Consider the following 26,581-nt stretch of genomic DNA (forward strand, 5'->3'; position numbering starts at 1 on the left):
GAGGGCAGGCAGGCGGCGCGGAGCACGGAGACGGTCACCCTCGGCCGGCGTGATGCAGGACGATCCAGCGTTTCGAGGGTGTGAGCGGCATGACGGCGACTCGGTGCGGCTTACTTCACCTTCATGCCGGGGTGCGCGCCGGCGTCGGGCGAGAGCAGGAAGATCCCTGGCGTGCTGCCGGCAGCGTCGGAGGCGGCGAGCACCATGCCCTCGCTCATGCCGAACTTCATCTTGCGCGGTGCGAGGTTGGCGACCATCACCGTCAGGCGCCCGATGAGCGTCGCCGGGTCGTAGGCCGACTTGATGCCCGCGAAGACCTGGCGCGGTTTCGGGTTGCCGGACTCGTCGGCCTCGCCGATGTCGAGCGCAAGCCGGATCAGTTTGTCGGCGCCTTCGACGTGCTGGGCATCGACGATCCTCGCGATGCGCAGCTCGACCTTGGTGAAATCGTCGATCGTGATATGCGGCGAGGCGGTCTCCGCAGCCTGGGCCGAATGCTGCTGTTTCTCGGCGTGGCGCTGCTGCGAGGACGCCGCCTCGGTGTCCTTGGCAGGCTCGTCTGTCTTCGCGGGCACCGCCGTCGCCGGGGCGAGCGACTCGCGGTTGGCCTCGAGCAGGGCGTCGATCTGCTTGCGCTCGACGCGGGTCATCAGGTGGCTGTAGGCCTGGATGGCATGGCCGGCAGGCAGCGCCGCCCAGTCGCCCTGCCAGTCCATGGCCGGGATGGCGAGGAAGGTTTCGACCTGCGCGGCGAGCGCCGGCAGCACCGGCTTCAGGTAGCGGGTGAGGTCGCGGAACATGGTCAGCGCGGTGCTGCACACCGTGTGCAGGCGGGCTTCCTGGCCTTCCTGCCTGGCGAGTTCCCAGGGCTTGTGGTCGTTCACGTACTGGTTGGCGAGGTCGGCCAAGCGCATGACCTCGCGCAGCGCGCGGCTGTAGTCGCGCTCCTCGAACGCGGTGGCGACTCGGCCCTCGCTCCAGGCGGCGGCGAACTCGGCACAGGCGGCGGCGTCGGCCTCACCCAGGCGGCCGTCGAAGCGCTTGCCGATGAAGCCGGCGCAGCGGCTGGCGATGTTCACGAACTTGCCCACGAGCTCGGAATTGACCTTGGCGATCATGTCGTCGAGGTTGAGGTCGACGTCCTCCATGGTGCCGTTCGACTTGCCGGCGAAGTAGTAGCGCAGCCACTCGGGGTCGAGCTTCTGCGCGATGTAGGAGTGCGCGGTGATGAAGGTGCCGCGGCTCTTGCTCATCTTGGCGCCGTCGACGGTGAGGAAGCCGTTCACGCACAGCCGGCTGGGCGTGGCGTAGCCGGCGAACTTCAGCATCGCGGGCCAGAACAGGGCGTGGAAGTAGAGGATGTCCTTGCCGATGAAGTGCACCATCTCGGTGCCGGCCGCGGCGGCGCGGGCGGCGTCGGTGTAGTCCTCGACGGCGATCGTCTCGCCCGCGGCGGCGCGCTTGGCAGCGAGGTTGCGGAAGCTGGCGAGGTAGCCGATCGGTGCGTCCAGCCACACATAGAAGTACTTGCCCGGCGCACCCGGAATCTCGAAGCCGAAGTAGGGTGCGTCGCGCGAGATGTCCCAGTCGGAGAGCGTGTTCTCGCCTTCCTCAGTTGCGTTTTCTCCGAGCCACTCCTTCATCTTGTTGGCGGCTTCCATCTGCAGGCGGCGCTCGCCGGCGGCGTTGGTTCCGCGCGTCCATTCGCGCAGGAAGGCGACCGCGCGTTCGTCCGACAGACGGAAGAAGTAGTGCTCCGAGGTCTTCAGCACCGGCTTGGCGCCGGACACCGCGGAATAGGGGTTCTTGAGCTCGGTGGGGGCGTAGGCCGCGCCGCAGGCCTCGCAGTTGTCGCCGTACTGGTCGGGGGCGCCGCACTTCGGGCACTCGCCCTTGATGAAGCGGTCGGGGAGGAACATCTCCTTGACCGGGTCGTAGTACTGCTCGATCGAGCGTGTGTCGATCAGGCCGCCCGCCTTCAGTCTGGCGTAGATGTCCTCGGCATAGAAACGGTTCTCGGCGCTGTGCGTCGAGTGGTAATTGTCGAATGCGACGCCGAAGGCGGTGAAGTCGCGCAGGTGCTCGCCGTGCACGCGCTCGATGAGCTGCTCGGGCGTGAGCCCTTCCTTTTCGGCGCGCAGCATGACCGGCGTGCCGTGGGTGTCGTCCGCGCACACGTAGTGCACCGAGTGGCCGCGCATGCGCTGGTAGCGCACCCAGATGTCGGCCTGGATGTAGCCCACGAGGTGGCCGAGGTGGATGTCGCCGTTGGCGTAGGGCAGGGCGTTGGTGACGAGGAGCTTGCGGGACATGATGGGTGCGGGAACCGGTGCCGGATAAAGTCGAGAGTTTAGCAAAGCGGCACGCGATGCCGCGCCGTGGCGCGCGCTCAGGGCATGCGCGAGAGGATCAGCTCGATGCGGCGGTTGCGCACGCGGCCTTCCTCGGTGGCGTTGGACGTGAGCGGATCGGCCTCGCCGCGACCGTCGGCGGCGAGGCGGTCGAGGGCGATGCCGCGCTCGCGCAGCCACGCCACCACTGCCTCCGCGCGCGCGATCGACAGGCGCAGGTTGACCATCTCGCTGCCTTGGCTGTCGGTGTGGCCGACCACCCGCACCGCCACTCCGGCCTCGGCCGCGAGCGCGGGCGCGAGCGCGTCGAGCGCGCGTCCGAGCGTCGGACGGATTGCCGGACTGCCGCTGGCGAAGCCGTCGGCGACCGGGATCTGCACGCGGAAGCCCGTGTCGCCGGCGCTGCCGATCTCGACTCCCGCGAGGCCGGTGGTGGCCTTGGCGAGCTGCTCGCGAAGTGCGGCCCAGGACGGTTCGGGCGGTGCGGTCCGCACCAGCGCATGGCGGTGGATCGCGTCGGTGGCCGTGCCATTGCCGCCAGGGCTGGCGCAGGCGGCGAGGAGGCCGGCGAGCAGGGTGGCGGACACGAGGGCCGTCGGGAAGCCGGGTCTGTGGCGGGAATTGCGCAAAGTCATGTGCATGTGGCGCCTGCATGCGGCGCGCGGGAAATTCGTCGAACGGGGTCGGGTGCGGGGGCGGGCGAGAAACCCTGCGCAGAACGCGGATGAGTCCGGCGCTGCGCTCCGGTATGATTCTGCCGCTTCCACCCGGCGGCGGGTGCACCGATTTTCGAGGAAAACGCGATGAGTCTTGATCAGCAAACCGTAACCGAAGCGCTCAAGCAGGTGATCGATCCCAACACCGGCAAGGATTTCGTGGCGGGGCGCAGCATCCGCAACCTGTCGGTGCAGGGTGGCGAGGTCCGCTTCGACGTCGAGCTCGGCTACCCGGCGAAGAGCCAGCACGATCCGATCCGCGCGCTGCTGAGCGAGGCCGTGGCCAAGCTGCCGGGCGTGGAGCGCGTCGCCGTGACGGTGTCTAGCAAGGTGGTCGCGCACGCGGTGCAGCAGGGCGTCAAGCTGCTGCCGGGCGTGCGCAACATCATCGCGGTGGCCTCGGGCAAGGGCGGCGTGGGCAAGAGCACGACCGCGGTGAACCTCGCGCTCGCGTTGTCGGCCGAAGGTGCCCGCGTCGGCCTGCTCGACGCCGACATCTACGGTCCCTCGCAGCCACAGATGCTGGGCATCGGCGACCAGCGCCCGGTGTCGGAGGACGGCAAGACCATGACCCCGCTGCAGGCCTTCGGGCTGCAGGCGATGTCGATCGGCTTCCTGATCGACCCCGATACGCCGATGGTGTGGCGCGGCCCGATGGCCACGCAGGCGCTCAACCAGATGCTCAAGGACACCGCCTGGGACGACCTCGACTACCTCGTCATCGACATGCCCCCGGGCACCGGCGACATCCAGCTCACCCTGTCGCAGAGCGTGCCGGTGACCGGCGCGGTGATCGTCACCACGCCGCAGGACATCGCGCTGCTTGACGCGCGCAAGGGCGTGAAGATGTTCGAGAAGGTGGGCGTGCCCATCCTCGGCGTGGTCGAGAACATGAGCATCCACATCTGCTCGAAGTGCGGCCACGAGGAGCACATCTTCGGCCAGGGTGGCGGCGAGAAGATGTGCGCGGACTTCAAGGTGCCCTTCCTCGGTGCGCTGCCGCTCGACATCCAGATCCGCACCGAGGCCGACAGCGGCGCGCCCACCGTGGTCGCCGATCCGGATGGCCGCATCGCCTCGATCTACAAGCAGATCGCGCGCAAGGTGGCGGTGCGCATCGCCGAGCGCTCGAAGGACATGACGCACAAGTTCCCCAACATCGTGTTCAAGTCCGCCTGATTGCGCAGGCCGCGCCCGTCCGTAGCGGCGGGCGCGCACGTCGAGCGTGCCCGCCGTGCGCCAACTTCGCGCGATCCGGCCGCGATTCGTTTTCCCTCCGCCTTTCGTCCGCCGCTTGCCTGCCTTACACTACGCGGCTTTTCACGGACGGCCTCCGCCGCCCGCACCGCAACCCGCCGGAAGACGCGCCCATGTCCATCAAGTCCGACAAGTGGATCCGCCGCATGGCCGAACAGGCCCGCATGATCGAGCCCTTCGCGCCGGAACTGGTGCGCAGCAACGACACCGGCCGCATCGTGTCCTACGGCACCTCGAGCTATGGCTACGACGTGCGCGTGGCGAACGAATTCAAGATCTTCACCAACATCAACTCGACCATCGTCGACCCCAAGGACTTCGATGCGCGCAACTTCGTCGACTTCACCGGCGACGTGTGCATCATCCCGCCGAACTCCTTTGCACTCGCGCGCACGGTCGAGTACTTCCGCATTCCGCGCAGCGTGCTGACCGTGTGCCTGGGCAAAAGCACCTACGCGCGCTGCGGCATCATCGTGAACGTCACCCCGCTCGAGCCCGAGTGGGAAGGCCACGTGACCCTCGAGTTCTCCAACACCACGCCGCTGCCGGCGAAGATCTACGCCAACGAGGGCGTGGCGCAGATGCTGTTCTTCGAGTCGGACGAGGTGTGCGAGACCTCGTACAGGGATCGCGGCGGCAAGTACCTCGGGCAGACCGGCGTCACCCTGCCCAAGATCTGAGCGCCTTCGCTTCGCCGACCTTCCTCCACGGGGCCGCCTGACGGCCCCTTGTGCTTTTTCGAACCAATTTCGGTAACGCGCGGGCAATCTTCGCCGGAGTACACTGCCGGCTTTACCCGGCCCGCACGGACCCGCTGGAGACGACCAGGATGAGATTCCACTTCCCCATCATCATCATCGACGAGGACTTCCGCTCGGAGAACACCTCGGGACTGGGGATCCGCGCGCTCGCCAAGGCGATCGAGGAAGAGGGCATGGAAGTGCTCGGCGTCACCAGCTACGGCGACCTGACGTCCTTCGCGCAGCAGCAGAGCCGTGGCTCGACCTTCATCCTGTCGATCGACGACGAGGAGTTCTCCTCGCCCGAGGCCTCGGCCAAGGCGATCGCCGACCTGCGCGCGTTTGTCGTCGAGATCCGCTTCCGCAACGCCGACATCCCGATCTTCCTGCACGGCGAGACGCGCACCACGCGCCACATCCCCAACGACGTGCTGCGCGAGATGCACGGCTTCATCCACATGTTCGAGGACACGCCGGAGTTCATCGCGCGCTACGTGGTGCGCGAGGCGAAGAACTATCTCGATTCGCTGGCGCCGCCCTTCTTCCGCGCGCTGGTGCACTACGCGGCCGACAGCTCGTACTCGTGGCACTGCCCGGGGCACTCGGGTGGCGTTGCTTTTCTGAAAAGCCCGGTGGGGCAGATGTTCCACCAGTTCTTCGGCGAGAACATGCTGCGCGCGGACGTGTGCAATGCGGTCGACGAACTCGGCCAGCTGCTCGACCACACCGGGCCGGTGGCGGCCTCGGAGCGCAACGCGGCGCGCATCTTCAACTGCGACCACCTGTACTTCGTCACCAACGGCACGTCGACGTCGAACAAGATGGTCTGGCACACCACGGTGGCGCCCGGCGACATCGTGGTCGTCGACCGCAACTGCCACAAGTCCATCCTCCACTCGATCATCATGACCGGCGCGGTGCCGGTGTTCCTGACGCCGACGCGCAACCACTACGGCATCATCGGCCCGATCCCGCTGGAGGAGTTCTCAATGGAGAACATCCGCAAGAAGATCGAGGCCAACCCCTTCGCGCGCGAGGCGAAGAACAAGAAGCCGCGCATCCTCACCATCACCCAGTCGACCTACGACGGCGTGGTGTACAACGTCGAGGCCATCAAGGAGCTGCTCGACGGCGAGATCGACACCCTGCACTTCGATGAAGCCTGGCTGCCGCACGCCGCCTTCCACGACTTCTACGGCGACTATCACGCGATCGGCGCCGATCGTCCGCGCTGCCGCGAGTCGATGGTGTTCGCCACCCAGTCCACCCACAAGCTGCTCGCCGGACTCAGCCAGGCCTCGCAGATCCTGGTGCAGGACTCGCAGACCCGCAGGCTCGACCGCGACATCTTCAACGAGGCCTACCTCATGCATACCTCGACCTCGCCGCAGTACGCGATCATCGCGTCCTGTGACGTGGCGGCGGCGATGATGGAGGCGCCGGGCGGCACCGCACTGGTCAATGAATCGCTCTCCGAGGCGGTGGAGTTCCGTCGCGCGATGCGCAAGGTGGACGCCGAATTCGGCGACGACGAATGGTGGTTCCAGGTCTGGGGGCCGGAGTACCTGGCCGAGGAGGGCATCGGCGAGCGCGACGACTGGACGCTGAAGGCCGGCGAGCGCTGGCATGGCTTCGGCAACCTGGCCGAGGGCTTCAACATCCTCGACCCGATCAAGGCAACGATCATCACCCCGGGCCTGAACATGGACGGCGACTTCGCCGAACACACCGGCATCCCGGCGGCGATCGTCACCAAGTACCTCGCGGAGCACGGCATCATCGTCGAGAAGACCGGCCTGTACTCCTTCTTCATCATGTTCACCATCGGCATCACCAAGGGCCGCTGGAATACGATGGTGACCGAGCTGCAGCAGTTCAAGGACGACTACGACCGCAACCAGCCGCTGTGGCGCGTGATGCCCGAATTCATCGCCAAGCATCCGCGCTACGAGCGCGTCGGGCTCAAGGATCTGTGCGACCAGATCCACAGCTTCTACAAGGCCAACGACGTCGCCCGACTGACCACCGAGATGTATCTGTCGGACATGGTGCCGGCGATGAAGCCCGCCGACGCCTTCGCCAAGATGGCGCACCGCGAGATCGAGCGCGTGGCGCTCGACGAGCTCGAGGGCCGCGTCACCGCGATGCTGGTCACGCCCTATCCGCCGGGCATCCCGCTGCTGATCCCGGGCGAGCGCTTCAACGCGACGATCGTGCGCTACCTCAAGTTCGCGCGCGACTTCAACGCCCGCTTCCCCGGCTTCGAGACCGACATCCACGGCCTGGTCAAGGGCGAGGACGGGCGCTACCACGTGGATTGCGTGAAGGGCTGAGCCGCTCCCGCCGCAGGGGGTGTCGAATGACGAGGGGCGCGCGATGCGGCCCTTGTCGTTTCTGCGGCAGGGCAGTCGGCGCGGCCGTCGGGCTCAGCGCCGGCAGTAGCGCACGAAATCGAAGTCGAAGGCGTTGTCGGCGTCGGCGTGGTGTGTCTCGCGACGCTCCTCGACGAACCGCGCCGGATCGACGGCGGGGAAGTGCGCATCGCCCTCGACGTCGGCTTTCACCTCGGTGAGCTCGAGGCGGTCGGCGAGGGGAAGCAGCTGGGCGTAAAGTTGGGCGCCGCCGATCACGAACAGTGTCTGGGCCTCGCCGGCCGCGGCGATCGCGGCCGCGGGGTCGGCGAAGCATTCGGCGCCTTCGGCACGGTAATCCGGCGTACGGCTCACCACGAGGTTGCGCCGTCCTGGCAGCGGGCGGCCGAGCGATTGCCAGGTCTTGCGCCCCATCAGGATCGGGTGCCCCAGGGTGAGGGCACGGAAATGCTGCAGGTCGGCCTTCAGCCGCCAGGGCAGCTCGTTATCGCGGCCGATCGTGCCGTTGCGCGCGACCGCGGCGATGAGGACGATCTCGGGCTTCTTCATACCGCCACCGGGGCCTTGATGTGCGGATGCGGGTCGTAGCCTTCGAGCGCGATGTCCTCGAAGCGGAAGCCGAAGAGGTCGCGCACTGCGGGGTTCAGGCGCAGCGTCGGCAGGGGGCGCGGGGCGCGCTCGAGCTGCTCCCGCGCCTGCCTCAGGTGGTTGCTGTAGAGGTGGCAGTCGCCACCGGTCCACACGAAATCGCCCGCTTCGAGCTCGCACACCTGCGCCACCATGTGGGTGAGCAGGGCATAGGAGGCGATGTTGAAGGGCACGCCGAGGAAGATGTCCGCGCTGCGCTGGTAGAGCTGGCACGACAGGCGACCGCCGGCGACGTAGAACTGGAAGAGCGCGTGGCAGGGCGGCAGGGCCATGGCGTCGACTTCGCCCGGATTCCATGCCGAGACGAGATGGCGGCGCGAATCCGGGGTGCGCCGGATGCTTTCGACGACGCGTGCGATCTGGTCGACGCTGCGCCCGTCTGCGGTCTCCCAGCGCCGCCACTGCTTGCCGTACACCGGGCCAAGCTCGCCGTCGGCGTCCGCCCATTCGTCCCAGATCGACACGCCGTTTTCTCTCAGGTAGCGGATGTTGGTGTCGCCCTGCAGGAACCACAGCAACTCGTGGATGATCGAGCGCGTGTGCAGCTTCTTGGTGGTCAGGAGCGGAAAACCGTCCTGCAGGCGGAAGCGCATCTGCCAGCCGAACACCGACAGGGTTCCGGTGCCGGTGCGGTCGGTCTTGGGGTCGCCGTGCTCGAGCACATGGCGCATCAGGTCGAGGTACTGTCGCATCGTCGCTCCCGGAAAAGGCGAGATTCTACTGTGCAGGGCGAAGGATCTGTGATGGCGGTGGCGATACGATCGCTTCGTCCCGGCGTGTATGCGGTGGACATCGCCGTGGACGCTGGTTCAGAATGTGACGAAATCTTTCGTGCGACGCCTGTTTTCCCTGGGGAACACAGGCAGGGCGCGGTTTGTGCGGAGAAAGCCCTTTGGACCAGCCCAGGACGCTCGACTACACGCCTGCCGGTGTGCTCGCTGGTGGAGGCAACCCGGTCGCGGGCCTGGAGGCGGCGACTGCGACGCTGCGGGCATTGTACAAACCGGGAAGCCAGAAGACGGAGGTCGCGGGCTTGCATGTGGTGTCCAGCTTCGACGACGCCTTGCGTGAAGCAGTCGAGCGCTCGGCGCCGGTCGGGGTGCGCGCTCTGGCAGGCGCCGCGCCCGAGCGTGACCACGCGTGGTGGGTGCGTTGGCTCGCAGGGGTCCGGGATGCCTGGATGGCAGTGTGCGATGGCTATTGGTGTCTCTCGCCGTCGAACTCGGTGGCCGCCTCCGAAGAGATCCGGTTGCGTCTCGCGAGCAGCGTGGTCGAGGCGCTGAAGTGGTCCGCCTGCGATCGCTTCGGCCCCGAGGAGGTGCTCTGGGGGCGCATCGGCCAGTTGTTCTCTTCCTCGCCGCAGGCCCGCGACAGCGTCGTCGGCGGAGACTTGCACAGCATCGGGCGCGAATACCTGCGCGCGGTCGCCCACTACAGCATCAACCTCGATCAGGTCGAGCTCGAGATGGGCGTCGCGCTCGGGCACGTGGTGGATATTTGCCTTCCGTTTCTCTCCCTCGATCGGCGCGCGGCGGATGTTCCGCAGTATGTGGTCATCCCCGAGGAGGGAACCATCCCGGTGCGCCAGATGGGCAAGCACCGGGATGGCGAGTGGCGTTTCGCCCCGTGGGCGGCGGGGGAGTTGCTGACCGAGTTCTCGAGGCAGCTCGCGCGCTCGATCGTGCCCGCTCCGTTCGGGCGCCTGCCACTCGAGCATGCCCGCGCAGCCGTCGAATACCTGCGCATGCAGTGGTCGCATACCCCTCCGGTGCGCACACGACGCCGTTACGCCCAGGAGGCGAGCGCAGATATCGCGCGGGGATTGCACGCCTGTGCCGCGGTGATCGGCGGGCAGCCCTTGCCGGTGCCGCGAAACTGGAGGGTGGTCGATTTCAGTCGCAGCGGCCTGCAGATTGTCGCCAACAGCGACCCGACGCGCGCGTGGCCAGACATCGGTGAACTCCTCGGCATCCATTTCGTGGACGGCGAAGGCTGGCAGCTTGGCATCGTGCGCCGGTTGCGCATGTGGGCTGCGCACGCGGGTCTGGGCATCGAGTTGCTGGCTCGCAGTCCGACGCTCGGCGTGATCGATGACGGTCGCGCCAGCGTGGACGGCATCCTGTGCGATCTCCCGAGCAAGGGCGAGGCCTTGCGCGTCTTGATGCCCGCCAATGCGCCTGCGCTCGCCGAGCCGGTCTTCGTCAAGACCGCGGGGGCGGTCCATAAACTACGCTCGCTCGGTGTTCTCCGGCGCGAAGCCGGTTATCAACTGCAGGTGTTCCAGGTTCTGTAAGTCCTTAGGCGCTCCTTGGCCGATCCGACCGGCCGTTCGCGGTTGTCGGATGCAAGGGGGGGGGCGGGGATTTCTTTGGTTGGCGTCGTGCGAGGGCGACGCAGGTCGAGTGTGCTTGGCGTGGATGGCCTGTGGTTTTGCGCGGCGTGGTGCTTGCGGCTGGTGTGCTGGTGCGGGTGTTCCTGGATTGGTCGGAGAGGTTTTTTGTTGTTTTTTTCTTGACGTCAGGATTTGGTTGTCTATAATGCGCACCTCTTCCAGCGCAGCGGTGCTTGAGTTCAGGCGCAGCGGGGCGGGAAGGGAGAGGCAGTCGGGTGTTGCGGGTCTTGTTGTTCCGTGTTTTTGGCGGGGCGGCGCAAAAAAGATTCGCGAGATGCTTGACAGGGCGATGTAGGTTCTACATAATCTCGCTTCTTCGCTGCGGCAACGCAGCGATTCTTTAAAAACTTGGACAACCGATAAGTGTGGGTGCTTGGTTGTTGTGGTCGGCGACTTTGGTCGCATAGGTATCACAATGATTGGTGCTCATGCTGATGTAAGTCAGTATTTTGAGTACTTTGCTGGATTGAACTTAAGAGTTTGATCCTGGCTCAGATTGAACGCTGGCGGCATGCTTTACACATGCAAGTCGAACGGCAGCGGGGGCTTCGGCCTGCCGGCGAGTGGCGAACGGGTGAGTAATGCATCGGAACGTGCCCATGTCGTGGGGGATAACGTAGCGAAAGCTACGCTAATACCGCATACGCCCTGAGGGGGAAAGCGGGGGATTCTTCGGAACCTCGCGCGATTGGAGCGGCCGATGTCGGATTAGCTAGTAGGTGAGGTAAAGGCTCACCTAGGCGACGATCCGTAGCGGGTCTGAGAGGATGATCCGCCACACTGGGACTGAGACACGGCCCAGACTCCTACGGGAGGCAGCAGTGGGGAATTTTGGACAATGGGCGCAAGCCTGATCCAGCCATGCCGCGTGAGTGAAGAAGGCCTTCGGGTTGTAAAGCTCTTTCGGCCGGGAAGAAATCGTGGTCTCTAACATAGGCCATGGATGACGGTACCGGACTAAGAAGCACCGGCTAACTACGTGCCAGCAGCCGCGGTAATACGTAGGGTGCGAGCGTTAATCGGAATTACTGGGCGTAAAGCGTGCGCAGGCGGTTTTGTAAGACAGATGTGAAATCCCCGGGCTTAACCTGGGAACTGCGTTTGTGACTGCAAGGCTAGAGTACGGCAGAGGGGGGTGGAATTCCTGGTGTAGCAGTGAAATGCGTAGAGATCAGGAGGAACACCGATGGCGAAGGCAGCCCCCTGGGCCTGTACTGACGCTCATGCACGAAAGCGTGGGGAGCAAACAGGATTAGATACCCTGGTAGTCCACGCCCTAAACGATGTCGACTAGTCGTTCGGAGCAGCAATGCACTGAGTGACGCAGCTAACGCGTGAAGTCGACCGCCTGGGGAGTACGGCCGCAAGGTTAAAACTCAAAGGAATTGACGGGGACCCGCACAAGCGGTGGATGATGTGGATTAATTCGATGCAACGCGAAAAACCTTACCTACCCTTGACATGTCTGGAACCTTGCTGAGAGGCGAGGGTGCCTTCGGGAGCCAGAACACAGGTGCTGCATGGCTGTCGTCAGCTCGTGTCGTGAGATGTTGGGTTAAGTCCCGCAACGAGCGCAACCCTTGTCACTAGTTGCCATCATTTGGTTGGGCACTCTAGTGAGACTGCCGGTGACAAACCGGAGGAAGGTGGGGATGACGTCAAGTCCTCATGGCCCTTATGGGTAGGGCTTCACACGTCATACAATGGTCGGTACAGAGGGTTGCCAAGCCGCGAGGTGGAGCCAATCCCTTAAAGCCGATCGTAGTCCGGATCGTAGTCTGCAACTCGACTACGTGAAGTCGGAATCGCTAGTAATCGCAGATCAGCATGCTGCGGTGAATACGTTCCCGGGTCTTGTACACACCGCCCGTCACACCATGGGAGTGGGTTTCACCAGAAGTAGGTAGCTTAACCTTCGGGAGGGCGCTTACCACGGTGAGATTCATGACTGGGGTGAAGTCGTAACAAGGTAGCCGTATCGGAAGGTGCGGCTGGATCACCTCCTTTCAAGAGATCAGGCCATGATGGCCAAGTATCCACAACTTATCGGTTGTTCAGGCGAGAAGAGCCTCGGATGAGGGTCTGTAGCTCAGCTGGTTAGAGCACCGTCTTGATAAGGCGGGGGTCGTTGGTTCGAACCCAACCAGACCCACCAATCAAGGGTTGCTCGAGACAGGGGGGCTGTAGCTCAGCTGGGAGAGCGGCGGCTTTGCAAGCCGTAGGTCGTCGGTTCGATCCCGACCAGCTCCACCAGGACTGTCCAAGCAACAGGTTCGAGAAGTAAGAGATGTCGATGGCGCTCGAAGATCGTGGCGTCGTCATCTCTTACTTCTTGGTCGGCAGCTTCGGCTGTCGCGCGTAGAGGTTTGCTCTTTAACAAAGTGGAAGAAGTGTAGTACGTACCGAGCCGGTGCGTACTGCAAGTTGTGTGATTGCATCGATCCAGGCTGAGCTTGTCAGCGCAGGCTGGATCGCACAAACGAGTTCGTTCCTGTACGCGGGCCTTCGGGATGGCAACATCGAAGAGGGTCCAAGGTTATAGGATCAAGCGACTAAGTGCATGTGGTGGATGCCTTGGCGATCACAGGCGATGAAGGACGTGTAAGCCTGCGAAAAGCGTGGGGGAGCTGGCAATAGAGCATTGATCCCACGATGTCCGAATGGGGAAACCCGGCCCGCAAGGGTCATCTCACACTGAATACATAGGTGTGTAGAGGCGAACCGAGCGAACTGAAACATCTAAGTAGCTCGAGGAAAAGAAATCAACCGAGATTCCGTAAGTAGTGGCGAGCGAACACGGAAGAGCCTGCACGACTAAACCATCAGCTTAGCAAAACGGTCTGGAAAGTCCGACGATACAGGGTGATAGTCCCGTATGCGAAAAGCCGGTGGCGGGTCTGAGCGTGCGACAAGTAGGGCGGGACACGAGAAATCCTGTCTGAAGATGGGGGGACCATCCTCCAAGGCTAAATACTCGTGATCGACCGATAGTGAACCAGTACCGTGAGGGAAAGGCGAAAAGAACCCCGGGAGGGGAGTGAAATAGATCCTGAAACCGCATGCATACAAACAGTGGGAGCCTCGAAAGGGGTGACTGCGTACCTTTTGTATAATGGGTCAGCGACTTACGTTCAGTTGCGAGCTTAACCGAATAGGGGAGGCGTAGCGAAAGCGAGTCTGATAAGGGCGTCAGAGTAGCTGGGCGTAGACCCGAAACCGGATGATCTATCCATGGCCAGGATGAAGGTGCCGTAACAGGTACTGGAGGTCCGAACCCACTAACGTTGAAAAGTTAGGGGATGAGCTGTGGATAGGGGTGAAAGGCTAAACAAATCCGGAAATAGCTGGTTCTCCCCGAAAACTATTTAGGTAGTGCGTCGTACGGACACTTGCGGGGGTAGAGCACTGTAATCGTTGGGGGGGTCATTGCGATCTACCCCGCGATAGCAAACTCCGAATACCGCAAAGTGATATACGGCAGACAGACATCGGGTGCTAACGTCCGGTGTCAAGAGGGAAACAACCCAGACCGCCAGCTAAGGTCCCAAATGCATGGCTAAGTGGCAAACGAGGTGGGAAGGCATAGACAGCTAGGAGGTTGGCTTAGAAGCAGCCATCCTTTAAAGAAAGCGTAATAGCTCACTAGTCGAGTCGTCCTGCGCGGAAGATGTAACGGGGCTCAAGCCATGAACCGAAGCTGCGGATGTGTCTTTGACACGTGGTAGGGGAGCGTTCCGTAAGCCTGCGAAGGTGTCTCGTAAGGGATGCTGGAGGTATCGGAAGTGCGAATGCTGACATGAGTAGCGATAAAGGGTGTGAAAAGCACCCTCGCCGTAAGCCCAAGGTTTCCTGCGCAACGTTCATCGGCGCAGGGTGAGTCGGCCCCTAAGGCGAGGCAGAAATGCGTAGTCGATGGGAAACAGGTCAATATTCCTGTACCGCTCTTAGATGCGATGGGGGGACGGAGAAGGTTAGCTCGGCCATCTGTTGGAATAGGTGGTTTAAGCGTGTAGTCGTGCCGCGTAGGCAAATCCGCGTGGCTTAGATGAGGCGTGATGACGAGGATCCTCGGATCCGAAGCGAGTGATACCCAGCTTCCAGGAAAAGCCTCTAAGCTTCAGTCTAAGAGTGACCGTACCGCAAACCGACACAGGTGGGCTGGTAGAGAATACCAAGGCGCTTGAGAGAACTCAGGAGAAGGAACTCGGCAAATTGATACCGTAACTTCGGGAGAAGGTATGCCCCTGGTACGTGAAGGCCCTCGCGGCCGGAGCGGAACGGGGTCGCAGAGAATCGGTGGCTGCGACTGTTTATTAAAAACACAGCACTCTGCAAACACGAAAGTGGACGTATAGGGTGTGACGCCTGCCCGGTGCCGGAAGGTTAAGTGATGGGGTGCAAGCTCTTGATCGAAGCCCCGGTAAACGGCGGCCGTAACTATAACGGTCCTAAGGTAGCGAAATTCCTTGTCGGGTAAGTTCCGACCTGCACGAATGGCGTAACGATGGCCACACTGTCTCCTCCTGAGACTCAGCGAAGTTGAAATGTTTGTGAAGATGCAATCTCCCCGCGGCTAGACGGAAAGACCCCATGAACCTTTACTGTAGCTTTGCATTGGACTTTGACGGGACTTGTGTAGGATAGGTGGGAGGCTTTGAAACCGGGACGCCAGTTCCGGTGGAGCCAACCTTGAAATACCACCCTGGTGTCGTCGAGGTTCTAACCCAGGCCTGTGAATCCAGGTCGGGGACCGTGCATGGTGGGCAGTTTGACTGGGGCGGTCTCCTCCCAAAAGGTAACGGAGGAGTACGAAGGTCACCTAGGTACGGTCGGACATCGTACTGATAGTGCAATGGCAAAAGGTGGCTTGACTGCGAGACCCACAAGTCGAGCAGGTGCGAAAGCAGGTCATAGTGATCCGGTGGTTCTGTATGGAAGGGCCATCGCTCAACGGATAAAAGGTACTCTGGGGATAACAGGCTGATTCCGCCCAAGAGTTCACATCGACGGCGGAGTTTGGCACCTCGATGTCGGCTCATCACATCCTGGGGCTGTAGCCGGTCCCAAGGGTATGGCTGTTCGCCATTTAAAGTGGTACGTGAGCTGGGTTTAAAACGTCGTGAGACAGTTTGGTCCCTATCTGCCGTGGGCGCTGGAAGTTTGAGAGGGCCTGCTCCTAGTACGAGAGGACCGGAGTGGACGCACCCCTGGTGTACCGGTTGTGACGCCAGTCGCATCGCCGGGTAGCTATGTGCGGAAGAGATAACCGCTGAAAGCATCTAAGCGGGAAACTCGCCTCAAGATGAGACTTCCCCGGGGCCTCGAGCCCCCTGAAGGGTCGTTGAAGACCACAACGTTGATAGGCCGGGTGTGTAAGCGTGGCAACACGTTCAGCTAACCGGTACTAATTGCCCGTGTGGCTTGATCCTATAACCTTCAAAACAAAACGAACTCAACCCCCTGGTTGCCAAAACAACGCAACCAGACAATCACACAACACTTCTTCCTAACTTTGGCCTGCAAACCACGCAGGCAACAAGTCAAAGTCTGACGACCATAGCTGTGTGGAACCACCCCTTCCCTTCCCGAACAGGACCGTGAAACGCACATGCGCCGATGATAGTGAGGTCCGCCCTCGTGAAAGTAGGTCATCGTCAGACTAACCACACCAACACAACGCCCCACGCACACATCCGTGCCTGGGGCGTCGTGCCGTCTACGCAGAACGCAGGGGTTGAGCCCCCGCGGATCCGTCGTAAGCACCCGGCAAACCCATCTTGTCGTGTCGCTCATGCGCAGGCGGCCGGCTGCCTGCGATGCGGCAGCAGCGCCCCGATCCGGCTATGGGGCTGCGTCGGCAGCCATTCGAGCACATCCTTCAGGTACGCAAAGGGCCCGTGCCCGTTGAGCTGCGCCGACTGATGGCGCGGGCGATGCCCGAGCCGTTGGGCACTTGGGTGCGCCGCGCGAGCAACCGCGCATGCAGGCGTTCAAGGAGGGGGCGGGCCTTCACGTCCCGTAGGCGCTGCCGGGCGTCGATGTCCAGTTCGGCTGCCTCACGTTCGATCCCATACAGCTCACCGACGGCTTCGAGCGCCTGGCTCTTCTCTTGGGTGGTGAGATCGAAGAACTTGCGCCGCGCGTGCGCCATGCAGCCGGCTTCCTTCACGCGCAGGGCGATCAGCGCCCCTGGGTTCGGCGTAGTCGTCACAGATCAGCGTGCTGCGCCACTCACCCAGGAATGCCTGGGCGTGACGGCCTGCGCGGCTGTCGGCGGAGTCGTAGACCACCGCCTTGATCGGACCGAACGCCCCGACGCCGTAGGACCACAGGTAGGCGCGGTGCGTCTTGCCCGCACCCGGGTCGAGCATCACCACCGGGGGGCGTCCGCGTGCAGCACGGGGTGCGCCAGTACGCCGGCCTTGGGCGCATCGACCAGAGCGGCTGCAGATGCACGCCGCTCTGGCCCACCCACTGGGCCAGCGGCGATTGCGGGATCGCCAACCCGGCCCGACCGAAGATGCCTTCCTGCCGGTAGAGTGGCAAAAGGTCCTGATACCTCGCGACCAGCACTTGGACGAGCAGCCCGGCAGTCGGGATGCCCTTGTCGATGATGTGCGCCGGCACGGGTGCCTGCACGAGGGTCTCGCATGAATCGCACGCCCACTTGTCCCGGATGTGGCGCTCGACGGTGAAGTGGCCCGGGGTGTAGTCGAGCGTCTCGGCAACGTCCTTGCCGATGCGGCGCATCTGGCAGCCGCAGGCGCAGGTGGTCGAGTAGGGTTCGTCATGGATCTCGGTGGGCGGCTGCTCGGGCGGCAACGGATGCGCCGGGCCTGTCCCTTGGGCTGCTGGCTCTTGCTGGTATCCGGTTAAAGTTGCTCGAGCTCTTCGCTCATCGCCGCCAGGGCGGCCTAGGCGGTCTCCTCGAAGAGTTGCGCCTGCTCGGTGGAGAGGCGCTCGGCCTTCACGCCGGAGAGATGACGTTTGTGCAGCGCCAGCTCATGCGTGAGCCGCTCGATCTTGGTCTGGCGCCACACGAGCTCGCGCTCCTGACCGATGAGCAGGTGGCGCAAGGCATCGGCATCCAGTTGATCGAGGTCGGCGGGCAGCGGCCTGGAGCGGCCATTCGAGCTCAATGCGGGCGTTGCCACGCTGCGCTTCGAGGCGGATCGCCAACGTTTCGACGGCGGGAGCCACCTGCACGGCTACAAAGCCCGGCTCAGCCAATGGCGGGCGTTCAGCGCAGAGCGGCTTGCGAGGACTCGGTGGCTCGATGCCGCGCTCGCGCATCCAGCGGTGGACCCGGTTGGCGTTCAGGCCGTTGGCCAGAGCCAGGCCGGCCACCGAGACGCCGGGCTCACGACAGGCCGAGACCACAGACTGCTTGAAGGCTTCGCTGTGCGTGCGCCGACTCCGGCGCGGGATAACCACATCCATCGTGTCCACCATCGAACTTGATGGACACGATCTTCAATGGGATAAGCAGACGGCGGAAGGTGGGTTCGCCGGGGGCTTAGAGCTGGGTGGCGAGATTTCTGCAGGTGCCTCGCACGGCCTCTGCAGGGAGCCGCGCGAGGCGAGGGCATGCTCGATCAGGTGCGCGCCGGTACGAGGATTTCAGCCTCGCCATCCATGACCACCTTGTCTCCAACTGTGCAGACGGTCGAGAAAACCGCGCGGCGCTTCTCTGCCTTCAATTCCTTGACGGTGACACGCGCGACAACGGTGTCACCGATCTTGACGGGCGCCTTGAATTTCAGGCTCTGGGACAGGTAGATGCAGCCGGGGCCGGGCAGGCGGGTGCCGAAGACGGCCGAGATGAGGCCGGCGGAGAGCATTCCGTGGGCGATCCGGCCGCCGAACATCGTACTCGCAGCGAACTCCTCGTCCAGATGGACCGGGTTGGTGTCGCCCGATACGCCGGCGAACATCAGGATGTCGGCCTCGCTCACCGTACGTGAGACCGAGGCGGTACGGCCAATGTGAAGGTCCTCGAAACTGAGGCCGTAGACTTCGCTGAAATCGCGTTGAGCTTGAGTCATGTACTTCTCCTTGTGTGAAACGGTGCTCCGGTAACGGACCGACGCTACAAGCTTCGCATGCTAAAATCAACCTTGGATGCTGCGCTGCCGCATTTGCCGCAAGGCCAGGCGGGCGTTTCGTGCGATTTTGCTCGGTGTGCTCGAGGCGGTTTGCTCCACCCGCCCTCGCCGTGAAGTGAGTCACAGGTGTCCTGCCGGTGATTGTCTAAGCTTAGGCACGATCAGGAGCCGGGCGATCCCTCCGCGATAAGCACTCCCGGCGCCCAGGGTTCCGACCCTTCCCAACACATGCAGAGGCCCCTCGATGCTGAAGGTGTTCAGCCACTACCTTCCCACGCACACCCTGCAGCAGGTGCTGTTCGACGCCTTGACGCTTTTTGCGGTGGTGCTTGCAGCGGTTGCGGTACTCGTGACGCCGACAAGCGCGGTCGACTGGGCAATCTGCATTCCATCGGCGCTTACCTTCGCTGCAAGCATGATCGCCCTCAATGCGGCGATGGGTTTGTACCGACCGGTGTATCAGCGTTCCCATCGGCAGACCTTCGCGCGCGTCGCCCTGTCGCTGACCGTGAGCGTACCAGTGGCCTACCTCGTGTTCGGGCTGTTGCCGTGGTCCGAAATTGCCCCGCACTCCCTGCAGCTCAGCGTATTGCTGTTGCTCTGTTCGCTGTTGCTGGTCCGCGGGCTGGTCAATCAGCGCCAGGCCTCTGCCCTTTTCGTGCCGCGCGTGCTGATCGTGGGTACCGGCCGTGACGCGCGCATGGTGCAACAGGACCTGGTCCGTCCGCTGCAGCGCAGCGTGGAAGTGGTCGGCTTTCTTCCGGTGGGGGGAAACGAACGGGTCGAGGTGGAGCAGCACGCCGTGTTGCCACCGGGCAGCTTGCTGGAGGTGGTGCGCAACCTGCGTGTGGACGAGGTGATCGTCGCGGTGCGCGAACGTCGGGGGGGAGTGCTCTCCTTGCGCGAACTGCTGGACTGCAAGTTGCTCGGAACGCGCATCCTCGATCTGTCGACCTTCTTCGAGCGCGTGCAGGGGCAAGTGAGGCTGGATTCGCTGCGGGCGAGCTGGCTGATCTATGGTGACGGCTTCCGCCAAGGCTGGACGCGAACCTTCGTCAAGCGTTGTTTCGACCTCGTCGTCGGGACCGCGCTCCTGCTCGTGGCCTTGCCGATCATGGTGCTCACTGCGCTGTTGATCCTGCTGGAGGATGGCGCGCCGATCTTTTACTCGCAGGAGCGTGTGGGACGCGGTGGGAAGCCGTTCCGTGTCATCAAGTTCCGCAGCATGCGGCGTGACGCCGAGAAGGACGGCAAGCCGCGGTGGGCGACTTCGAACGACGATCGAGTGACACGCGTCGGGCGTTTCATCCGCAAGCTGCGTATCGATGAGCTTCCGCAGCTGTTCAACGTGCTCAAGGGCGACATGAGTCTGGTCGGCCCGCGCCCGGAGCGCCCCTATTTTGTGGACCAGCTTACCCAGCAGATTCCGTTCTATGCGGTGCGGCACTGCGTCAAGCCCGGCGTCACCGGGTGGGCGCAGGTTCGTTACCAGTACGGGGCTTCGGTCGACGATGCCGCGGAGAAGCTCCAGTACGATCTGTATTACGTGAAGAACCACTCGCTGATCCTGGATACCCTTGTCCTCTTCGAGACGGTGAGGGTCGTCCTGACCGGTGAAGGCGCGCACTGAGCGGCCGCGTGAGACTGCGGGCTCGCTTGGACGGGGGTACGGCGCAGTTCGCACGAATGCGTGACAGGGGAGAGGGGCGTGCTTGAGGTTGCGATCTGGAGTTATGGGGTTGCGGCCGTAGCCTTCCTCATCTTCGCGCTGTACATCTTCCTCGCGTGGCGGGGCGCGCTGCCGGGTGGGGCCTTGTTCGCGGCCGTGGCGATTTCCGGTCTGTGGGCGGGTCTTTCGGCGCTCGAGGCCAGGGGCGCTTGGCCGTTTTCCGGTGCCCTCGCCGTCGCGCTCGATCTGCTCAGGGGCGCGGCCTGGTACGTGTTCCTGATTGTGCTGTCCCGCCCGTTGTGGGGGCGGTGGATGCGCTGGCCGGCGTATGTGGCGCTCGCGGTGGTGGTGGCGCAGGTGCTCGCGCTCGCGCTCGAGTCGGCGGGCGTCACCGGAGGGTTGCCGATCGCGCCGGCGATCGGTGCCTGGCTGATGCACGCGATCGTCGGCCTGATGCTTGTGGAACAGCTCTACCGGGGCATGCCCGCCGTCTCGCGCTGGGGTTTGAAGCCGCTTTGCCTCGCGCTGGCGGCGGGCTACATCTTCGAACTGTACCTCTTCGCCGATGCCCTCCTGTTCTCGCGCATCGATGCGGATGTCTGGGCAGCGCGCGGCATCGCGCACGCCCTGCTCATCCCGCTGATCGCAATCGCGGGGACGCGCAGTCCCTCATGGACCCTGCGGATGTCCGTATCGCGCGAGATCGTCTTCCATTCGACCGCGCTCGCCGGCGCCGGCCTCTATTTGCTCGTGATCGCCGCTGCGGCCTATTACGTGCGCTTCTTCGGCGGCGATTGGGGGCGCGCACTGCAGATGGCATTGCTCTTCGCCGGCCTGGTGGTCCTCGGCGCGCTGCTGTTTTCGGGCGCCGTGCGCGCGCGCCTGCGGGTCTTCATCAGCAAGCACCTCTTTCCGTACCGCTACGATTACCGGAGCGAGTGGTTGCGCTTCACCCAGGCCCTGTCGACCGTCGACCGCAGTCTCGATCTGGGTCAATCGGTCATCAAGGCGCTGTCGGATCTTGTCGAGAGCCCTGGAGGGTCGCTCTGGCTGGCCGATGCCTACGGCAAGTGCCGGCCGCATTCGCGCTTCAACCAGCCCCCGATCGACGTGGTCGAGGCGCTCGATTCGCCGCTGTGCGGGTTCCTTGCCCGCAGCGGCTGGGTGATCAACCTCGAGGAGTATCGCGTGCAGCCCGGACGCTACCAGGGTCTGGTGCTGCCGGACTGGCTGTCACGGCTCGACGAGGCATGGCTGGTGATCCCGCTGCAGACCGCCGAGCGCCTGATCGGCTTCGTCGTACTGGGTTCGCCGCGGACCCCCTTCGACATCGACTGGGAAGTCCTCGATCTCCTCAAGACGGCGCAGCGTCAGGCCGCAGGCTATCTGGACCGTATGCTCGCGGCCGAGGCCTTGCTGGAGGCACGCAAGTTCGACTCCTTCAACCGCATGTCGGCCTTCGTGGTCCATGACCTGAAGAACCTCGTCGCCCAGTTGTCGCTGATGCTCAAGAACGCCCAGCGCCACCGCGACAACCCCGAGTTCCAGCAAGACATGCTGGATACGGTGGCGAACGTCGAGGCGCGCATGCGCGGGCTGATGACGCAGTTGCAGGAGAAGCGCTCGATCGACCCGCCGCGCGCGGTGGATCTCCCCGCGCTGCTGCGCGCGGTGTGCGAGTCCAAGCGTGGCCAGTCGCCCGTGATCGAGCTCGTGTGCGCAGCCGCGGGGCCGGTGGAGGTCAGTGCGCACCCGCAGCGGCTGGAGAGAATCATCGGTCATGTCGTGCAAAATGCACTGGATGCCACGGCACAGGATGGTAAGGTGGTTCTCAGTCTCGCTGCCGGGAAGGACGGGCGGGCGAACGTGGTCGTCGAGGACGACGGCTGTGGGATGAGTCCTGAATTCGTCCGCGAACGGCTGTCCCGTCCCTTCCAGACCACCAAGTCGAGCGGGATGGGGATCGGGGTCTACGAGACCCGGCAGTACCTCGAGGAGATCGGTGGCGCGCTGCACTACGACAGCGAAGTCGGGCGCGGCACCCGCGTCAGTATCGAACTCCCCCGCATCCGGCGCGAGGACGGGCAATCTACCGCGATGGGCATATAGAACGTGAATTCGACGCAAGACAAGCAGCGTACTCTCCTGATCGTCGAGGACGACCTCGCGCTGCAAAAGCAGATGCGATGGGCGTTCGACGCCAGCGAGACCGTGGTCGCGAGCGACCGCGAGAGCGCGATCGCGCAGCTGCGCAAACACGAACCTGCGGTGGTGACCATGGACCTCGGCCTGCCGCCAGCGCCCGACGACGTCAGCGAGGGCTTCAAGCTCCTGCGCGAGATCCTCACGCTCGCGCCCGATACCAAGGTCATCGTGCTCACGGGCCAGCATGACCGCGAGAACGCGATCAAGGCGGTGGGCCTGGGCGCCTACGACTTCTTCGCCAAGCCCTTCGAGCCCGAGCTGCTCAATCTCACCATCGAGCGCGCCTTCCGCATGCACGACCTGCAGAGGGAGAACGCCCGCCTCGCCGCGCTCGAGGGCAGCCCGCTCTCCGGACTGCTCACCCGCGATCCCGGGATGCTCAAGGTCTGCCGCACGATCGAGAAGCTCGCCTCGGCCTCCGCCACGGTCGCGCTGCTCGGCGAGAGCGGTACCGGCAAGGAGATCCTCGCGCGCGGCCTGCACATGCGCTCCGCCCGCGCCCGCGAGCGCTTCGTGGCGATCAACTGCGCCGCCATTCCCGATGCCTTGCTCGAGAGCGAGCTGTTCGGCTATGAGAAGGGCGCCTTCACCGGCGCAGTGAAACAGACCCTCGGCAAGATCGAGACGGCCAACGGGGGTACCCTCTTCCTCGACGAGATCGGCGACCTGCCGCTCGCGCTGCAGGCCAAGCTGCTGCGTTTCCTGCAGGAGCGCTCGATCGAGCGCATCGGCGGGCGCGAGGAGATCCCGGTCGACGTCCGCATCGTGTGTGCCACCCATCGCAACCTCAAGGCGCAGATCCAGGCCGGGGTCTTCCGCGAGGACCTGTACTATCGGCTTGCCGAGATCGTCATCGAAATCCCGCCCCTGCGCGAGCGCGACGGCGACGCGACCTATCTCGCGCATGCCTTCGCACAGCGCTTCGCCAAGGAGAACGGCCGGCGCACGCCCATCTTCACGGACGACGCCCTCTCGGCGATCGAGGCGCACCGCTGGCCGGGCAACGTGCGCGAGCTGGAAAACTGCATCAAGCGTGCGGTGATCATGGCCGATGGCGAATGCATCGCAGCCGAAGACCTCGGCCTCGCGGCGGGGGACGAAGACCTTTCGATCTTCAACCTGCGCCAGGTCCGGGAGGATGCCGAGCGTGCCGCCGTGCTCAAGGTCATCGCCCGCACCAACGGCAACATCGCCCGCGCCGCCGAGATCCTCGGTGTCAGCCGCCCCTCCCTGTACGATCTATTGAGCCGCTTCGGACTCAAGAAGGAGAATGCTTCGTGAGCGAAAACCGCACCGTCCGTCACCACCCGCGCTGGTCCCGGCCCATTCGGGGCATCGCCGTCGCCGCGTTCTCGGCGCTCGTTCTTGTCGGTTGTGGCGAGACGCCCGAGCAGATGCTCGCCTCGGCGAAGTCCTTTCTGGAGAAGCAGGACTTCGACGCGGCCGGCATCCAGCTCAAGAATGCCCTGCAGGAAAACGCCAATCTCGCCGAGGCGCGTTTTCTCCTCGGGCGGGTCAACCTGCGTCAGGGCAACGTCGCTGGCGCGGTCAAGGAGCTCGAGCGGGCGCTCGAGCTCGGCTACCCGCGCGACGCGGTCGCCGCCGAACTTGCGCCGGCGCTGGTGCGGGCGGGCGAGTTCGACCGGCTTCTCGCGGAGTTCGGCGATCCTCGGGTGACCGCGCCCGCGACGATCGCCATCGTCCAGGCTGCGCTGGGCGATGCGCATCTGGCGCGGCGGGAGATCGACAAGGCGCAGGCGGCCTATCTCCAGGCGCTCGGGGTGAACGCCGACGAGCACGGGGCGCGGATTGGATTCGCACGCACCGCGGCGATCAAGGGTGATCTGAAGGCAGCGGAAGAGGCCGTACGGGAGGTCATCGCACGCGCGCCGCAGGTCGCCGATGCGCATGCGTTGCTCGGCGACCTGCTCGTTGCCCGCGGCGATCTGTCGCAGGGGCTCGCCGCCTTGCGCGAAGCCGTGCGTCTGCAACCGGGGACGGTGGCCAACCATTACGCGCTCGTCACCCTTCTGCTTCGCCAGAACGCCATCGCCGAGGCCGATGCCGCCCTCGACGCGATGAAGTCGGCGGTGGGCAGGCACCCCTTCACGCGTTACCTCCTAGCGCTGCGGGATTACCGCGAGAATCGCCTCGTGGAAGCCCGCGACGCGCTCATGCAGGTGCTCAAGGAGTCGCCCGGGCTGCTCGTCGCCGAACTGCTCGCAGGCGTCGTGCATTTGCGGCTGAACGATCACGAGATCGCGCGTGCCCATCTCGACCGGGTTCTCCAGGCCGCGCCGGGAAATCTCGTCGCTCGCCAGGCGTTGGTGGCCTCGCACCTCGCCACCGGCGAGTCGAAGCGTGCGCTCGAGCTCGTCCAGCCCGCGCTCCAGGTTCCGCAGCCGAGTGCCCGCCTGCTCGGCCTGGCAGGGCAGGTGTACATCGCCAATGGGGATTTCGAGCGTGCCGAGGACTATTTCGAACGGGCGGCGAAGGCAGCACCGGCGGACGTGCGTGCGCGAACGCGCCTTGGGGTCGCGCGCATGGCCGTCGGCGACGCGGATGCCGGCTTCACCGAACTCGAGGAAGCCTCCCGGATGGATGAGGGCGGCATCCAGGCCGATCTAGCCCTCGTCGTCGGGCATCTGCGCAGGGGCGACGCGAAAAAGGCGCTCGCCGCACAGGCCGAACTCGAGCGCAAGCAGCCGGACAATGCGCTCGTGCACAATCTTCGTGGCGGGCTGATGCTGGCCACGCGCAACATTCCTGCTGCGCGTGCAGCGTTCGAGAAGGCACTCGCGAAGCAGCCCACCTATCTCTCCGCCGCGGTCAGCCTGGCGCGGCTCGATCTGGCCGAGCGCCGTCCCGAGATGGCCATCGGGCGCATCAAGGCGGTGGTCGATCGCGACCCCAGGAGTGTCGAGGCCTTGCTGACCTTCGCCGAGATGCAGCGTCTCACCGGCGCCGCGCCGATCGAGGTGCTCGGAACGCTGGAGCGTGCCGAGGCCGTCTCGCCCGGGGCCCCGGTCGTCGGTCTGGCAACCATCCAGCACCATCTCTCCGAAGGGCAGCCTGCGGAAGCACTGCGGGTGGCGCAGAAGCTCGCGACCGCGCATCCGAACGATCCGCGCGCGATCGAGGCGCTCGCGCGCGCGCAGTTCGCCGCGGGGGACAGCCAGCAAGCGATTTCCGCGCTCAATCGGCTGGTCGGGCTATTGCCCGAGTCGCCGCTTCCGCTCGTTGCGCTGGCGGACATGCATCGTGCACTGATGGACGGACAGGCGGCGGAGCAGGCCTTGCGCAAGGCCTTGGGGATCGCCCCCGACTCCATGGACGTCCGCCAGCGCCTGATCGCCCTGGCGCTGCAGCGCAAGGACCCGCAGGGTGCGTTGCGTCTTGCCCGCGAGGCCCAGTCGCGGCAGCCCGAGCTTCCTGCAGGCTACCTGCTCGAGGGCGACGTGCATGCGGTGGGCAGCCAGTGGCCCGATGCCGCGGAGGCTTATCGCAAGGCGCTCGAGCGCAAGGGTGGAGGCACGGCTGCGGTACGCCTGCATTCGGCCCTTCTCCGCGCAGACCGCAGGGCCGATGCGAATCGCATGTCCGAGGGGTGGCTGAAGGCGAATCCGACGGATCTCGTGCTGCGTGGCCATCTTGGCGAACTGGCCCTGAGCGAGAAACGGTATGCGGATGCGGCCAGGATCTTTGCGCGCATGGCCGAGATGGCGCCGCAGAACCCGATCATCCTGAACAATCTGGCCTGGGCCGCCAACGAAGCGAAGGACCCGAAGGCGCTGGAGTATGCCGAGCAGGCTCTGCGCCTCGCCCCGGACAACCCGGCGATCATCGATACCGTGGGCACCATCCAGGTCGCCAGCGGGGCGGTCGATGCCGGCCTGGCCAACCTGCGGCGCGCGGTGTCGATCGGTCCCGACCTGCTGCCGCTGCAGCTGAACCTCGTGAAGGCGCTCGCCAAGGCCGGACGCAAGGACGAGGCGCGCAGCCAGCTCGATGCGCTGATGCCGCGCCTGCAGGAGGGCACCCCGATGCATCAGGAGGCGCGTGCGCTGCAAGCGTCGCTCTGATCCCCCGATCCCAGGGTTGGCGATCCAGCGTGGCGTGTGCGATA

13 protein-coding genes, 2 tRNA genes, 3 rRNA genes and 1 pseudogene are annotated in these 26,581 nt (G+C 64.4%); 13 read left to right on the forward strand and 6 right to left on the reverse strand.

Annotation, left to right across the window (positions count from 1 at the left end; genetic code table 11):
• Window positions 1–110 precede the first annotated feature (110 nt).
• A complete protein-coding gene (gene metG / locus ACZ5PP_RS20340; protein ID WP_012585093.1) occupies window positions 111–2,312 on the reverse strand; it encodes a methionine--tRNA ligase in 2,202 nt (733 codons plus the stop codon).
• A gap of 77 nt (window positions 2,313–2,389) precedes the next feature.
• Entirely contained in the window at window positions 2,390–2,992 is a 603-nt protein-coding gene (locus ACZ5PP_RS20345; RefSeq protein WP_004312330.1) for an OmpA family protein, read from the reverse strand.
• A 162-nt stretch (window positions 2,993–3,154) separates the two neighbouring features.
• On the opposite strand from ACZ5PP_RS20345, the gene apbC reads away from it, so the two are divergent.
• From apbC to ACZ5PP_RS20360, 3 genes are all read left to right on the forward strand, one after another.
• Complete coding sequence (apbC, locus tag ACZ5PP_RS20350; protein ID WP_004312329.1) at window positions 3,155–4,246, forward strand: iron-sulfur cluster carrier protein ApbC; 1,092 nt, start codon at window positions 3,155–3,157, stop codon at window positions 4,244–4,246.
• Window positions 4,247–4,437: 191 nt separating this feature from the next.
• On the forward strand, window positions 4,438–5,004 hold the full coding sequence (gene dcd / locus ACZ5PP_RS20355) for a dCTP deaminase (RefSeq protein WP_004312328.1): 567 nt from the start codon (window positions 4,438–4,440) through the stop codon (window positions 5,002–5,004).
• A gap of 149 nt (window positions 5,005–5,153) precedes the next feature.
• Window positions 5,154–7,397, forward strand: a complete 2,244-nt coding sequence (locus ACZ5PP_RS20360) for an arginine/lysine/ornithine decarboxylase (RefSeq protein WP_004312326.1) — start codon at window positions 5,154–5,156, stop codon at window positions 7,395–7,397.
• Window positions 7,398–7,490: 93 nt separating this feature from the next.
• Here the strand turns inward: ACZ5PP_RS20360 and ACZ5PP_RS20365 are convergent, their stop codons facing one another.
• Window positions 7,491–7,985 carry a dihydrofolate reductase gene (locus ACZ5PP_RS20365; RefSeq protein ID WP_004312324.1) on the reverse strand — a complete coding sequence of 165 codons (495 nt, stop codon included), beginning with the start codon at window positions 7,983–7,985 and terminating at the stop codon, window positions 7,491–7,493.
• Window positions 7,982–8,776, reverse strand: coding sequence for a thymidylate synthase (locus ACZ5PP_RS20370; protein WP_004312322.1), 795 nt, complete (start codon window positions 8,774–8,776; stop codon window positions 7,982–7,984). Before ACZ5PP_RS20370 ends, ACZ5PP_RS20365 begins: the two co-directional genes overlap by 4 nt.
• A gap of 200 nt (window positions 8,777–8,976) precedes the next feature.
• Between ACZ5PP_RS20370 and ACZ5PP_RS20375 the strand changes: the two genes are divergently transcribed.
• The 6 genes from ACZ5PP_RS20375 to rrf all read left to right on the forward strand — a co-directional run bounded on the left by ACZ5PP_RS20375 (window position 8,977) and on the right by rrf (window position 16,136).
• The gene (locus ACZ5PP_RS20375; RefSeq protein ID WP_012585094.1) at window positions 8,977–10,377 is read left to right on the forward strand and encodes a hypothetical protein; all 1,401 of its coding nucleotides are present in this window, start codon (window positions 8,977–8,979) and stop codon (window positions 10,375–10,377) included.
• Between the two features lie 567 nt (window positions 10,378–10,944).
• Window positions 10,945–12,483: ribosomal RNA gene (locus ACZ5PP_RS20380) — 16S ribosomal RNA — on the forward strand.
• A 71-nt stretch (window positions 12,484–12,554) separates the two neighbouring features.
• Window positions 12,555–12,631, forward strand: a tRNA-Ile gene (locus ACZ5PP_RS20385).
• Window positions 12,632–12,653: 22 nt separating this feature from the next.
• Window positions 12,654–12,729 (forward strand) — tRNA-Ala (locus ACZ5PP_RS20390).
• Window positions 12,730–13,018: 289 nt separating this feature from the next.
• Window positions 13,019–15,905, forward strand: a 23S ribosomal RNA gene (locus tag ACZ5PP_RS20395).
• A gap of 117 nt (window positions 15,906–16,022) precedes the next feature.
• A 5S ribosomal RNA gene (rrf, locus tag ACZ5PP_RS20400) occupies window positions 16,023–16,136 on the forward strand.
• The 16S, 23S and 5S rRNA genes sit together here with 2 tRNA genes alongside, the layout of an rRNA operon.
• A gap of 129 nt (window positions 16,137–16,265) precedes the next feature.
• Here the strand turns inward: rrf and tnpC are convergent.
• Both tnpC and ACZ5PP_RS20410 read right to left on the reverse strand, forming a co-directional pair.
• A pseudogene (tnpC, locus tag ACZ5PP_RS20405) lies at window positions 16,266–17,588 on the reverse strand (IS66 family transposase).
• A 483-nt stretch (window positions 17,589–18,071) separates the two neighbouring features.
• On the reverse strand, window positions 18,072–18,521 hold the full coding sequence (locus ACZ5PP_RS20410) for a MaoC family dehydratase (RefSeq protein WP_004313762.1): 450 nt from the start codon (window positions 18,519–18,521) through the stop codon (window positions 18,072–18,074).
• A 304-nt stretch (window positions 18,522–18,825) separates the two neighbouring features.
• Between ACZ5PP_RS20410 and ACZ5PP_RS20415 the strand changes: the two genes are divergently transcribed.
• From ACZ5PP_RS20415 to prsT, 4 genes are all read left to right on the forward strand, one after another.
• Window positions 18,826–20,211, forward strand: coding sequence for a TIGR03013 family XrtA/PEP-CTERM system glycosyltransferase (locus ACZ5PP_RS20415; RefSeq protein WP_004313763.1), 1,386 nt, complete (start codon window positions 18,826–18,828; stop codon window positions 20,209–20,211).
• A gap of 78 nt (window positions 20,212–20,289) precedes the next feature.
• Complete coding sequence (gene prsK / locus ACZ5PP_RS20420; protein WP_012585095.1) at window positions 20,290–22,359, forward strand: XrtA/PEP-CTERM system histidine kinase PrsK; 2,070 nt, start codon at window positions 20,290–20,292, stop codon at window positions 22,357–22,359.
• Window positions 22,360–22,362: 3 nt separating this feature from the next.
• Entirely contained in the window at window positions 22,363–23,736 is a 1,374-nt protein-coding gene (prsR, locus tag ACZ5PP_RS20425; RefSeq protein ID WP_004313767.1) for a PEP-CTERM-box response regulator transcription factor, read from the forward strand.
• On the forward strand, window positions 23,733–26,537 hold the full coding sequence (gene prsT / locus ACZ5PP_RS20430) for an XrtA/PEP-CTERM system TPR-repeat protein PrsT (protein ID WP_004313769.1): 2,805 nt from the start codon (window positions 23,733–23,735) through the stop codon (window positions 26,535–26,537). Before prsR ends, prsT begins: the two co-directional genes overlap by 4 nt.
• Window positions 26,538–26,581 lie beyond the last annotated feature (44 nt).

The organism is Thauera sp. DNT-1 (assembly GCF_055393985.1).